Below are 13269 nucleotides of genomic sequence, written 5' to 3' on the forward strand. Positions count from 1 at the left end.
CCCACCTCCTCCCCACCCCTCCCCAAACCGCGATATACTCCTTCGAGCCATCCCCACTGAGGACAATCACCCATGGTCGCTGTCGCCATTCTTGCCGCCGGGCGCGGCACCCGCATGAAATCGAGCCTGCCCAAGGTGCTGCACTCGGTGGGGGGTAAATCAATGGTCGAGCGCGTACTAGATGGGCTAGCCGATCTCAACCCTAGCCATACCATCATCGTCGTCGGCTTTGGCCAAGACCAAGTGAAAGCGGCCCTGGCTCATATTCCCAATCTCACCTTTGTGGAACAGGCCGAACAACTCGGCACCGGCCACGCCGTGCAGCAGGTGATCCCTCACCTAGACGGGTTTGACGGCGATCTGCTGGTGCTCAATGGCGATGTGCCTTTGCTGCGGCCCGAGACTATTCAAACCCTGGTCAAAACCCACCAGGACAAGGACAATGCCGCCACCCTGCTCACAGCACAGTTCACCGACCCGACGGGCTATGGACGGGTATTTTGCACCGAGCAAAACCTGATTACCGAGATTGTCGAGCATCGCGACTGCAGCCCTGCCCAGCGCCAAAACCCGCGCATTAATGCTGGGGTCTACTGCTTTAACTGGACCCAGCTGATGACGGTGTTGCCCTACCTCAGCGCCGACAACGACCAGCAGGAGTACTACCTCACCGACGTCGTCAAAGACCTGACCCCGGCCATGGCGGTGGATGTAGAAGACTGCCAGGAGATCTTCGGCATCAACAGCCGCAAGCAGCTGGCCGAGGCCTACGCCATTCTGCAAGACCGCATCAAAGACCACTGGATGGCGGCAGGAGTCACTCTGATCGACCCCGACAGCACCACTATTGACACCACAGTTCAGCTCGAACCCGATGTGATCATCGAGCCCCAGACCCATCTACGGGGCAAAACCGTAGTGGGCACCGGCAGCCGCATCGGCCCCGGCAGCCTGATCGAAAACAGCCAAATTGGGGCCTACGCTACTGTCGCCTTTTCGGTAGTTAGCGACAGCACCGTAGGCAATGGTACGCGGGTTGGCCCCTACACTCACCTGCGGGGCGAAGCGGTAGTAGGCGACAACTGTCGCATCGGCAACTTTGTAGAGATTAAGAAATCGACCCTGGGAATGGGCACTAATGTAGCCCACCTGTCGTACCTAGGCGACGCCACCTTGGGCAACAAGGTGAACGTGGGAGCGGGGACGATCACGGCGAACTACGACGGATATAAAAAGCACCCGACTGTGATTGGCGATCGCACCAAAACCGGCAGCAACAGCGTACTCGTCGCCCCCATCACCATTGGCAGCGACGTCACTATCGCTGCTGGGTCAGTAGTGCGTAAGGATGCCCCAGACAACTGCCTCGTCGTTTCCCGCGCCCCTCAGAAAAATCATGAAGGGTGGCAGCCGAAGCATCTGAGGGAAGAGAAGACAGAAGAGTAGAGGGGTAAAGGTTGTAAGGTGCAGGGTACAAGGTGTAAGGCGCAGAGCTTGGCTCCCATCCTTATACCTTGCACCCTATACCCTCTTACCCATATACCCTTGCCCCTCCTTCAATCAACCCCTACACTCCAGCAGCTTCTAACAAAGGCAGCATCTCGGCCCAGGGAAGCTCGCGATGTAGATATTGGGGGGAGGTGGGGTTGTAGGGACCAACCATGATGTCGATCGCCGTGATCTTGGCATCTTCAGGCAGCACAGGCACATCAGGGTCAGCGGCGGTGGGGTGCATCAGCGAGCTAGAGAAGCCGCGAAAAATCAGCACCTCGTCGGCTTCACTGTCAATAACAGCCCGCACCAGCAGCACCAGCTGAGGGTGCCTGAGGGTAAATTGCTCTAGCCGAAAACCGGGGACCATGGCGGGTTAGTTGATTGCTTGGCGGCCCTGCTTGCCCAGGCGCACAAACACAAACCAGGCCAAAGACGCCATGTAGATGACCAGCCCTAGAATGCCGAAGAACCCCAGGAAACCATTGGTATAGCCCGCGTGGAAATATTCTTTGTAGAGCAGCGGCGGCTCTAGCCAGGTTTGGCAGTCGGCCGCGCCGAAGCGGGCGTTGGAAAAGGCACAGGGCAAAAAGCCAAGCACGATCGCCCCGCCAATGATGTTGTAAATGGTGATGGCCCAACGCCAGGCGCTAAACAGCAGCTTGAGCAGCGAATCGGGCTGCTCGCGAATTTCTTCATTGAGGTCGACCCAAAACCACAGCCCTACCGGAATCAGGATGCGCGCCATCAGCCCCGACAAAAAGCTGATGTTAAAGCCGCCAATCATTAGATAGACGGTGATCATCAGCAGGCTTGCCACCCTCCAATAAATGGTGAGCAGGTGCTGAATGGATTCGTTCTTTTGCACAAAGGCCCAGATCAACAGCACTAGGGGCAAAAATACGGTGAATAAAACCGCCAGTCGATAGTCCGTCCAGACTAGGGCGCGCAGTAGCGAGGGTTCTAACATAGGGGCGCAGTAGCGATACAGTCCATCAAGCTAGCCGCATCTTGGCGTAGGCCTAAAGCTACACCTCGATCGCTGAAGCAGGCCGTTTGGCCTAGTACTCGTCGAGGGCAAACACAGCAGCTAGCTGGTTCAGCGATGCGCCAAACCAGCCTATAGAGTAACATTTGCCCTACCCCCTTTCTGGCGAGGGCAAAACTCATTCCTAGAGCCGCGTGGAGGAAACGTCGGCCTCGGGTGCAGGGCGTTTCATCCACATCCAGAGGTTAATTAGCCCTGCGGTTAGGCCCAGGAGAGCGGCGGCGATCGCCCAAGAAATTTCCCCTTGTAGCTGCTGGTCGACAATGCTACCGAGAATGTATCCCCCTAGTGGCAGCCCTAGAAGCGACAGCGAAACCCGTGTCACAAAAGCAGGCATGCTGCTGTTTTGAGCCCTCACCGACAGGTTAGAGGGGTTGGGCTGACGGGCATTGTTTTTCATGGTCAAACGTAGCCAAAGTAGACAGTGATAGCCTGCCAAGCTAAAGGTGACCGGTTAGATAGACTCAGGGTTTAAGGTTCACAGGCAGACCTTAAACCCTAAACCCAAGCCTCTAGAGCTGTCACCAAGGGCCTGCTCAAACCTTAGCGCCAGGTGCGATTGCCGTCTTCGTCAATGCGGGCTTGGCGAATAACGTCAGAAATTTCTTCTGCATCTTTGATGTGGTGCAGGGCTTTCTGGCCTTCCTCGGGGTCGTCGACGACGAAATAGGTGGGCACCACGATGCGATCGCCGGTAATATCGGCCGTGTCAACAGCCACCTGCTTGGACTTTTCTTCCAGGGTTTTCTCGCCATCGACGTAATCGCCTGGGTTGAGCACTAGGTCGTCTTCTCTCATTGCCCGCTTCATCTCCGCCCGCTGCTCTGGGGAAACTTCCTCGGGAGTGAGGGGCTGACTGATTGGCTTACGCTCTTCAGAATTCTGATTATCCATGGAGTCTACCTCTTTGAGTAGCGTTTGCATGAGCCTAAGCTACTGCTTTTGAGATACTAGCCACATCGCTCAAAGGAGGCAGGTCTAAGTCTCTCGTTGTAGCTATTTTGTCACTGGGGCCAAGGCGCTGACCGCTCCGTTTTCAGCTGTTCTAACGGGTTCTGTCACGCGCAGCATCAGTATCGCCGCCAGCCCTAGCAAGATGCCTCCCAGAGCCAGAGCCCACAGGCGATTGTCTTGCAGCAGGGTCTTCATCACCCAGCCAAACCCCAGCGACATGGCGATCTGAGGCAGCGTGATAAAGCCATTGAAAATCCCCATGTAGACGCCGCTCTGGCCCTCTGCCAGATCATCCATCAGCAGCGAGTAAGGAATGGCCAGGATGCTGGCCCAAGCGATGCCCAGCCCGACCATCGAAAGCAGCACCGGGTAGCGGCTGTGCACCAGCAGCAGCGACAGCAGCCCCACCGAGCCCGCCATCAGGCAGCAGGCATGCACCGTTACCCGTCCCCAGCGCTGGCTCAGGGAGGGGATGACCCACGACACCCCCAGGCAGACCAGGTTATAGAAGGCCGTACAAAGGCCAGCCCATTCTACGTTGTGGGAGTAGCTGGTCAGGGAGCGATCGGGGCTGGCCAAAACGTTAAGGGCGATCGCATTGGGCAGATACAAAAAGATGCAGTAGATGCCGGCCCAGCTCAGGGCTTGCACTGCTGCTAGCTGCCGCATCATCGGGGGCAGTTCTGCCATTGCCTCGGCGATCGCCCCTAGCATTGGTAGACGATCTTCATCCTCAGTCCGCGCGATCGCTTGAGGGGCTGGCTCATTCACAGCCCAAAAGGTGGCCACGGAACCCACCAAGCAGACGGCTGCCCCCACCCAGTAAGCTCCCCGAATCACGTCTGGAATGCCCATGTGGGAGACTGGTTCTAGCTGAAACACATGCTCTAATACCCAGGGCAGCCCCGCCGCGCAGATGGTGCCGAGCCCGATGCAAAACCCCTGTAGCGAGTAGCCGAGGGTACGGTGGGCCGGTGAAAGCAAATCGCCCACAAAGGGGCGACTGGGGGCAACGCTGACGTTGAGGGCGAGCTGCAACACCCAGTACAGCGCCACCGCCTGAATCAAACTGGTGGCCAGGGGCATTGCCAGCAGCATCGCCGCCCCAATCACGGCACCGCCTAGGAAATAGGGCTGCCGCTTGCCCCAGCGGCTGACGGTGCGATCGCTGAGTTCTCCGACAATCGGCTGGGCCAATAGCCCCATCAGCGGTGCCCCCAGCCACAGCAAGGGTAGCTGGCTGGCTTCGGCCCCCAAGCTCTCAAAAACGGCGCTGGCGTGAGCGGTTTGCAAACCGTTGCCAATCTGCACCCCCCAAAAGCCCAAATTCATGGTGATCAGCAGACGTAGACTGGGGGGCTCAAGGTCCATGGCGATCGCGTGGGAGTAAGGGTTAAACCTCGTTTATCCTGCTAGGGGCACAGCACCGAGCACATCTTTCACAAGACGCATTTCGACTGGAGCAAGCCCTCTACGACCCTACGCCAGCCACCGAGCCACCGTCGACTCGGTAATTGGCTCCCACCACAAAGCTCGACTGCTGAGAGCAGAGAAATGCAATTACCGCCGCAACCTCTTCGGCTTTGCCCCGGCGCTTAAGCTCTAGGTGAGGCCGCTCTTCGTCGAGAAAAGTGGCGATCGCTTGATCAAGGGTAGTACCCATTTTTTCAGCCCGCTGCTCCATCATGGTGTCGGTCATTGGAGTGGCAATAAAAGCTGGAGCCACCGAGTTCACCAGCACGCCGTCTTGGGCATAAGCCTTGGACAAGTTTTTGGCAAAGTTTAATACCCCAGCTTTAGAGGCACAGTAGGGCATTTCATCGATGTAGGGCTGCACCGCATCTTCAGAGGCCACTAGCACCACTCGTCCCCAGCCTGCCTCTCGCATCGCGGGGATAAACGTGCGGCACACGCGCACAGCGCCCATCAAATTGATGTCTAGCGCCTGTTGCCAATCGTCATCGCCAATGTCGAGAAAGTCACCCGTAGCCCCAGTAATACCTGCACAATTGACCAAGATATCGACCTGACCAAAGTGGCTCAAAATTTCCTTCTGGGCGGCTTCGATGTCGGCTAGACTGCGCAGATCGGCCTGCACCGCCAGGGCTTCACCGATCGCACTCACCTCATCGACCGTGTCCTGAAGCTGGGTCGTTGTCTTGTCAATCAGGGCAACTTTTACCCCTTCATTGGCCAACAGCTTAGCGGTAGCGCGGCCAATGCCAGAATCGCCACCAGTGATGACAGCCACTTTGTCTTTAATGCCAAGCTCCATTAATATCTCCTCAACCTATTCCAAATAAATTTTTATGAACTTTACAATTTTTAACCTCAGAAACAAATCTGTCTATCAACAGAGTGCAGGCTAGAAAGCAGCATTCGTTAAGGGGTAGTTAAAAAGTCATAACTTGACATTAAAAGATTACAGTCTCCCGATTTTCCCCTTTAAAGCAAGTGCTTAAGTTTGAGTACTGGAGGCGGAAAGATCGGCTGATTAGAGTTGCGGCGACTAGTCTTTTTTTCAGACAATCCTTGGACAAGAAGCTGAATATTGTGGTTTGCAGCCTGCTTGTGCGCTCCACCGCAAACTAACTAAATGAGGCTAAACGAATTGCTCGGCTCCAAAACACTTAACTCCAAAAAATTGATCAAACAAAAAAGGGAGAGCAGTTTTAGTGCTCTCCCTTCAATGATCTACAACAAATTTTCAGTCAAAACTAGTCAATGATTTTTTTGACTTGATCTTTGACATCCTCTTTGGCATGCTGAGCGCTAGATTCACCCTGCTTAGACTTACCTTCCACTTCATCAGAAGTGTTGCCGGTTACCTTGCCAGCGGCTTCCTGTGCTTTGCCTTGAATATTTTTGCCGGTTGCTTCGGCTCTATCTTGAATGCTCATTGGTGAATCCTCTATTTCTTCACTTTTCACCTTTACAGCTTAAGAACCGAATTGGTAGACACCATCCGCCAGCAGGAACACTTTGCTTCAGCGGCATCGGATCGTGGTGCTGTTGAAAAGATGGTGTGATCTAGTCCGATAGGGCGAGCTAGCTAGCAGAGGCTAAGGTCTTTGCTGGGCAAGGGTCAGGATTCTAAATTTTTGCGGTGCCAGACTGGGTTGGGGGGCGATCGCTCTTCCCCAGGGCTAACCCACCATTGGCCATATCCTAGACCCAGACAAGCTTACGCTCACATATTATCCCCCTAAAGAGTTAGGCAGCGGGATAGATGCTTTATGTCGACTAATAGAGTTTGATGTAAGCCTAGAGGCTGTATCGTTGTCCTGAGATATCTAGAGTTGCGACTCAGACTACTCAGATTTTTTCATTTATAACTCTATTTTTTGTGTGGCTTCAGCCTGGCCTTGTTCCATCGGTTTTATATTCCGAAGAACTAGGAGCGATCGCCCAAGCTGATTCTCACACATAGCCTTCTAGTCTTTGGCAGACCAAACTGCATTCTCAGTATCTCCACTAACAGTTACTAGAAACGAGTAGACCAAGCGGCATCGAGACAGTTGCAATTCTCAAAGGAACAGTACCGTGATTGAGCACATTGGATTAAACCTATTAAGTGGCCCTCTGGCCCAGGTAGTGGCTCCAGGAGTTACCACCCCTGAAGAGGCCTCCCTAATTTTTTCTGGCCCCCAGTTTTTTATCGCCCTACTTTCGGGCGTGATTTTGGCCTTTGGCTTCCAACTTTTGCTAACCAACCTGTCGGTCGCCGCTGGCCTCACCTACATCGGCCAGTCTTCATCGAGTAGCAGCAGTAGCAGCAGCTCTGGTAGCGGTGACAAAAAAATTGCCACCAAATTTGGCCTTTGGACCTTAATCACGGTTAGTTTGGCCCTCTTTTTTGCCTGCTTTTTAGCCGTCAAGCTCAGCCTTTACAGCAGTGCGCTGCTTGGGGCCATTACCGGTTTGGTGGTGTGGGGCACCTACTTTTGCCTGCTGTTTTGGTTCAGCTCAACCACCGTTGGGTCGCTAATTGGGTCGGTGGTTAAGACTGCCACCTCTAGTTTTCAGTCGCTGATGGGGGCTGCTACCGGGGCCATGGGTGCCAAGATGGCTAGCAACCAGCTGATCGAGACCGCCGAAGCCACCGCTGCCGCTGTGCGCCGCGAACTCACTGCCGGTTGGTCAGGTAAAGATATCAAAGACACTCTGCAAGAGTACGTTACTTCTCTCGCCTCCCCTTCTTTAGATATCGAAGGGTTAGAAGCTGAGTTTGAGCGCCTGCTCCGCGAGTCTGATCTGACTTCGATTGCCGATCGCGACACCCTATCTCAGCTCAACCGCGACAGCTTCGAGAAGCTGGTCAGCAGCCGCACCGACCTCTCCCGCAAAGAAGCCAGCCGCATTGCCGATCGCCTCTATGGAACCTGGAGCAAGGCCCTGGGTAAAGCTTCCGGCGGCGACAGCTTGGGTGAACTGGTCAACTACCTCAAGTCAGCCCACCCAGAGGAACTGTTGGCCGAATCACTGGGCAGCCGCCTAGACGAGTTTCTTGGCGAAATGCGCCAGCAGCGTAAGGGTAAGGAGGCTAAGACTAACCCGCTCAACCAGGGGCTAACCACCTTGATGGGTGTTGTGATGGGTCGAGCCGACCTCTCTGACCTAGACGTGCAAAAAATTAGCGATCGCTTCAAGCAGCTTAAGAACGAGGTCACCAGCCAGGTTGACACGGTCACCAGCGAGGTAAGCGGCAGCGATCGCTACAGTGTGGTCAGAGCCGACGTTGAGACCTACCTGCTCAACGCCTACCCATGGCAGCTCAATACCCAGCGCATGCAGAAAGAGTTTTGGGATGTCATCTACGATCCCTTTGCCGACCCCGGTCTGATGCGCCAAGAGCTAATGAACTTGGATCAATCATTCTTCGCCGAGCTTTTGGCTTCGCGGGGGCTGCTAACTAAGAGCGAAATTGCCGAGGTCTCGCGCCAGCTCGAAGTCGTGCGGACCCAAGCCCTGGGCGAAGTTTCTGAGCGCTATCGTCTCGAAGCGGCTAAGGATGCACAGACCAAGGTCTATACTTTCCTGCGTCAAACTCCGCGCGAAGAGCTGCTATCTGAAACGGGTGCCAGCGCCTTTAGCATCCTGCTAGACGATCCCTACGCCGATGCTGATGACCTGCAAGAGCGGTTCTCCCCCTTTACTTATGAGGCTCTTACTCAGACCCTGAGCACCCGTGGCGACCTGAGTGAGGCAGAGATACAGGCTGTTGCCAGCCGTTTAGAAGGGGTGATGAACAACGTGCGGGCTGATGCCGCTGGGCTGCAATCTGCGGCCAAATCCCGAGTTGAGAACCAATGGATGGGGTTGCAGCACTATCTGCAAAACACCAACAAAGCTGAGCTTAACCCTGAGGGCATCAAGGCCGACATTGCTACCCTGCTGCACGAACCCGATGCTGGCGTGCATCGCCTGCGTCAGCGCCTGGCCCAGTTCGATCGCGACACCCTAGTGCAATTGCTCAACCAGCGTCAAGACCTCTCCGAAGCTGAGATCAACCGCACCCTCGACCAAGTTGAATCGACCTGGTACAAGACGGTTAATGCGCCCGGCGCACTAACGGCCCAGGCCAAGGCTAAGTACGACGAAGCCACCAGTGCGATCGAGCGCTATCTGCTCGAAACCGGCAAGCCCGAGCTCAACCCCGAGGGCATTAAGCGCGACCTAGAGTTGCTGGTGAACAATCCTCAGGCGGGGATGGGGGCCATGCGCGATCGCCTGTCGGCCATGGACCGCGACACCTTGGTGCAGTTGCTCAGCCAGCGTGAAGACCTCAGCGAGGCAGAAGCCAATCGCATTATTGACGATGTGCTGGGTACCGTTCGCGATATTCTGCACATGCCTCAGCGGCTAGCTCGTCGGGCCCAGGCCCAGGTTGTCTCCTTCGAGACGGCTTTGGAAGACTACCTGCGCAACACCGATAAAGCAGCGCTGAATCCTGATGACATTAAGCGCGATCTTAAGCTGCTGCTCAACGATCCCCGCCTAGGGGCCGAGCGTCTGCAAGCTCGCCTGTCGAGAATCGACCGCGATACCGTTGTGGCTCTACTGGCCCAGCGCCCCGATATGACCCAGGCTGAAGCTGAGGCCGCTGTCGACCAGGTGCTGTCGGTGCGGAACCAGGTCGTCACCCAAATTCGCAATGTGCAGGCGCGGGTTACGTCGGTTGTGAGCGGCATTATGTCCCGAGTTCGCAACTATCTCGACTCCCTAGGTCGCCCCGAACTCAACTACTACGGCATCCGCCGCGACTTACAGCAGCTTTTAGATGACCCTCAAGCAGGTTTTGAGTCTCTTAAAGTGCGCCTTGGTCAGGTCGATCGCGGCACCCTAGTGGCGCTCATGAGTTCCCACGATGCGATCTCAGAGACCGATGCCAACCGCATCATCGACCAGATCGAAGATGTCCGTAACAGTGCTCTAAGCAAAGCCGAACAGCTCGAACATGCGGTTGAGAGCCGCTTGAGCGAGATCAAGCACCAGGCCTACCAGCAGGTGGAAGACACCCGTAAAACCGCCGCCGCTGCCTCCTGGTGGATCTTTGCTACCGCTACGATTTCAGCCATCTTTGCTGCTATCGGCGGCGGTTGGGCAGCCGGGACCTAGATACAGCTAGATACAAAGCACCGACAGATAGGGGCGATCGCGTTAGTAGCGCGATCGCCCTTTTTATTGCTCACGTCAATGCAAGCTAGCCAACAATGAATTGCATAGGTCTAAGTGGGCGTCTGAAAGTTCCGTTTCTTAGTGCATCCTTCTAAAAAGCGAGACTTTTACTTACTTCTCAAACAGTTAGTGAGGTATAGAGGGCGTCTGAAAAGTTCCGTTTCTTAGTGCATCCTTGTAAAAAGCGAGACTTTTACTTACTTCTCAAACAGTTAGTGAGGTATAGAGATTGTCCTGAAAGCTTTGATATCTAAGTAGTAGACTTGGCCTCACGCATCAAAGAATGCTGTAGGCAGGCTTGAGACAGTCTAATTTTCCATCCTGGAGAGCGATCGCAGCGGCAGCATTACTAAGGCATCCCAGAGCGTCAGACTTCACTCCCAGAGCCATCTTCGGTCATACCAGTTAGGACACTCTGGGTAACCTCTTGGAGCAATGACTGTACACCAGTGCACAGGCCCAAATTTTGTCGGTAGTGATAACTATAGACTTAAGCGTAGTTATGAACGCCCTATTGCAGCAGTTGATTTAGTTAAGACACCTTGATAGGCGGAATCCTCTGGTAGGGGCATTGCACTGCAATGCCCCTACGTCGAACCTGTTCTAATCCAATGGACATTTGCAATATATCCAATTCAGCCATAGCAACATACCAAAAAAGAGGCTCTGGTCGCGACCAGAGCCTCTTTTTTGTGGCTTACACTACTTAGCTAGCTCAGCCTAAATAATCGTGTCGTCAGGGATAACGGCTCCCCGTAGAATAACAACAATACCGCTGCGAATGTAAAATCCCTCATCTTCGCGCTCGGCCTCTTCAACACGGTCTTTATTGAGAATTTTTACGTTGCAACCAATGCGAGCATTCTTATCGACAATGGCATGCTGAATGGTAGTGTTGGCACCAATGCCAAGGGGAACTCTAGCCGTGTCACAACTACCACGGCGCTCAAAGTTGTCTTGGTAATAATCAGCCCCCATAATCAAGCTGTCTTGAATGGTGCAGCCCGATTCAATGCGAGAGCGAATACCAATAATTGAGTTGGTAATGCTGCACTCTTTAAGAATGCAGCCCTCGCTAATCATCGACTCAGTGATATCACACTTAAGGTGTTTGGTAGGCGGCAGATAGCGAGCGCGAGTGTAGATAGGGGCCGACTCATCGTAAAAGCTAAACAGCGGGTTAGGCTGCTTGACCAAAGCCAAATTAGCGTTAAAGAACGACTCAATTGTCCCAATATCTTCCCAATAGTCGTTAAAGAGATAGGCCTGCACATTGTGATCTTTTGCAGAATTTGGAATAATCTCTTTACCAAAATCAGGTGATTCGGGTTTCTGTTTAAGCAGATCGATCAACACGTCTCGCTTAAACAAATAGATGCCCATAGAGGCAATGTAGGGCTTTTCTTTAGCCCCTTCTGCAGAAAGGCCAAGGGTGGTCGTATCGACCTGCATCTCCTTGAGGGCATCACCCTTGGGCTTTTCGCTAAAGTTGATGATGCGACCCGAATCGTCAATTTTCATTAACCCAAAGCTGGAGGCGTGAGCTTCATCGACCGGCAGCACCGACAGGGTAATGTCAGCATTGGTGCGTCGATGATGCTCCACAAAATCGCTGTAGTCCATGCGATATAGGTGGTCGCCCGACAAGATTAAATACTCGTCTACATCCATGTCTTCAAAGCGCGGCAGATACTGTCGCACGGCATCGGCAGTACCCTGAAACCAGTCTAAATTTTCTGGGGTTTGCTGGGCTGCCAATACTTCTACAAAACCTTGCTGAAAGCCTGAAAAACTATAGGCCCGAGAAATATGTGCATTCAGTGAAGCCGAGTTGAACTGAGTGAGAACGTAAATTTTTGAGATACCTGAGTTGATGCAGTTGCTAATGGGAATATCAATTAGCCTGTGTTTGCCACCTAGGGGCACCGCCGGCTTGGCCCGGGTCTTGGTCAGGGGATAGAGACGGGTTCCAGCACCGCCGCCCAGCACAATACCTAATACTTTATTCACAGCATCTCCTTAAATCACGCTCGATCGCCACGACAACTAACCGCCCAACTCACCCACCAAAGGGCGATCGCCGCTTGGCAGCTTTTCCTAGGGTGGAGTATTACCCCATTTGAGGCATACACCTAAGGGCAGAATTGCTAAGGTGAGCTGCTTGCTTTTTGTAAATGAAAAATTTAATAATGTTCTTATTGCCTCTTTTACACTTTTTGTCCCTACCAGTAGGGTTGTTTAAGTCTCTTTTAGACATCTCAATACGTTGCACCGCATCTACCTCTTTAGGTGTTTTAGTTTGTGTCTCTGTGTAGATGGCCACATCCAAACAACGTCATAAATTGGGGACAAGATTTATCAACCCCTAGCGTTGTCCTACAGAGAGGTAAAGAGTTTCCATGTCCTACACTAATGAACCCGGCGCTTATAGAGAAGAGCCTGTTGCTTACGGCACCGCCCCAGGCCAGCGCATAGCAGACGCAGCGCCCGTTGCCGTCACCGGCTACCATGACCTGGTACGCTGGGGTCCAATTATTGCCGGTCTAGTTGTGGCGATCGCCACTCAGCTCGTGCTTACTGCCTTAGGTGCGGCCGTGGGCCTCACCAATATAGCTGGCTCAGATGCTGCCCAAAGTAACGCTGGCGACGTTGGTACTGCCGTAGGCATCTGGTCGATTATCAGCCTGCTGATTGCCTTGTTCTTAGGCGGCTACGTTACCTCTCGCGCCTGCGGCCCCATGAACCGCAAAACCGCTTTGCTCAACGGCGCTATTTTGTGGGCAACCACCCTGGCCGTCAGCGCCTGGCTGCTTTCGAGTGGCGTAGCTGGTGCTTTTGGTCTAGTAGCCCAAGGAGCCGACGCCGTTGTTAATCAGGTGCCCACCGATGCTCTGCCCAATGCCGCTGACCCCAACGTGAGTCAAGAGCAAGCCCAAAACATTGCTGGCAATGCTGCCAAGGTTGGTTGGTCATTTGCTCTAGGGTCTCTGCTGGGCCTAGTGGCTTCCCTTGCTGGTGCCGCTACCGGTGCTCGTAGCCCTCGCACCTATGGCGCTCCCCCTCGCTAACAACGCCCGCGGTTAATTGCCAACACAGCA

General features: G+C 54.0%; 11 protein-coding genes. 3 read left to right on the plus strand and 8 right to left on the minus strand.

The window, feature by feature from the left end; all coding sequences use genetic code 11:
• The first annotated feature begins 72 nt into the window (after positions 1-72).
• A complete protein-coding gene (gene glmU, locus NC979_RS05860; RefSeq protein ID WP_190518372.1) occupies positions 73-1446 on the plus strand; it encodes a bifunctional UDP-N-acetylglucosamine diphosphorylase/glucosamine-1-phosphate N-acetyltransferase GlmU in 1374 nt (457 codons plus the stop codon).
• A 121-nt stretch (positions 1447-1567) separates the two neighbouring features.
• On the opposite strand, the gene NC979_RS05865 is transcribed toward glmU, so the two are convergent.
• The 7 genes from NC979_RS05865 to NC979_RS05895 form a co-directional block, all read right to left on the minus strand.
• Positions 1568-1861 carry a DUF7734 family protein gene (locus tag NC979_RS05865; RefSeq protein ID WP_190518374.1) on the minus strand — a complete coding sequence of 98 codons (294 nt, stop codon included), beginning with the start codon at positions 1859-1861 and terminating at the stop codon, positions 1568-1570.
• A gap of 6 nt (positions 1862-1867) precedes the next feature.
• Complete coding sequence (locus NC979_RS05870) at positions 1868-2461, minus strand: DUF3177 family protein (protein ID WP_190518376.1); 594 nt, start codon at positions 2459-2461, stop codon at positions 1868-1870.
• A gap of 202 nt (positions 2462-2663) precedes the next feature.
• Positions 2664-2939 carry an AtpZ/AtpI family protein gene (locus NC979_RS05875; RefSeq protein ID WP_190518378.1) on the minus strand — a complete coding sequence of 92 codons (276 nt, stop codon included), beginning with the start codon at positions 2937-2939 and terminating at the stop codon, positions 2664-2666.
• Between the two features lie 143 nt (positions 2940-3082).
• A complete protein-coding gene (locus NC979_RS05880; RefSeq protein WP_190518381.1) occupies positions 3083-3433 on the minus strand; it encodes a hypothetical protein in 351 nt (116 codons plus the stop codon).
• A 102-nt stretch (positions 3434-3535) separates the two neighbouring features.
• Positions 3536-4864, minus strand: coding sequence for an MFS transporter (locus NC979_RS05885; RefSeq protein WP_190518383.1), 1329 nt, complete (start codon positions 4862-4864; stop codon positions 3536-3538).
• 100 nt (positions 4865-4964) lie between these two features.
• On the minus strand, positions 4965-5768 hold the full coding sequence (locus NC979_RS05890) for an SDR family NAD(P)-dependent oxidoreductase (RefSeq protein ID WP_190518385.1): 804 nt from the start codon (positions 5766-5768) through the stop codon (positions 4965-4967).
• Between the two features lie 442 nt (positions 5769-6210).
• A complete protein-coding gene (locus tag NC979_RS05895) occupies positions 6211-6393 on the minus strand; it encodes a CsbD family protein (RefSeq protein ID WP_190518386.1) in 183 nt (60 codons plus the stop codon).
• Between the two features lie 643 nt (positions 6394-7036).
• Here NC979_RS05895 and NC979_RS05900 point away from each other — a divergent pair.
• Positions 7037-10111, plus strand: a complete 3075-nt coding sequence (locus NC979_RS05900; protein ID WP_190518387.1) for a YrzE family protein — start codon at positions 7037-7039, stop codon at positions 10109-10111.
• A 780-nt stretch (positions 10112-10891) separates the two neighbouring features.
• Here NC979_RS05900 and NC979_RS05905 read toward each other — a convergent pair.
• Positions 10892-12181, minus strand: a complete 1290-nt coding sequence (locus NC979_RS05905; protein WP_190518388.1) for a glucose-1-phosphate adenylyltransferase — start codon at positions 12179-12181, stop codon at positions 10892-10894.
• A 389-nt stretch (positions 12182-12570) separates the two neighbouring features.
• Between NC979_RS05905 and NC979_RS05910 the strand changes: the two genes are divergently transcribed.
• Positions 12571-13239 carry a hypothetical protein gene (locus tag NC979_RS05910; RefSeq protein ID WP_199308793.1) on the plus strand — a complete coding sequence of 223 codons (669 nt, stop codon included), beginning with the start codon at positions 12571-12573 and terminating at the stop codon, positions 13237-13239.
• Positions 13240-13269: the final 30 nt, after the last annotated feature.

This window comes from Leptolyngbya subtilissima AS-A7, from assembly GCF_039962255.1.
In the GTDB taxonomy this organism is placed as follows: Bacteria; Cyanobacteriota; Cyanobacteriia; order Phormidesmidales; family Phormidesmidaceae; genus Nodosilinea.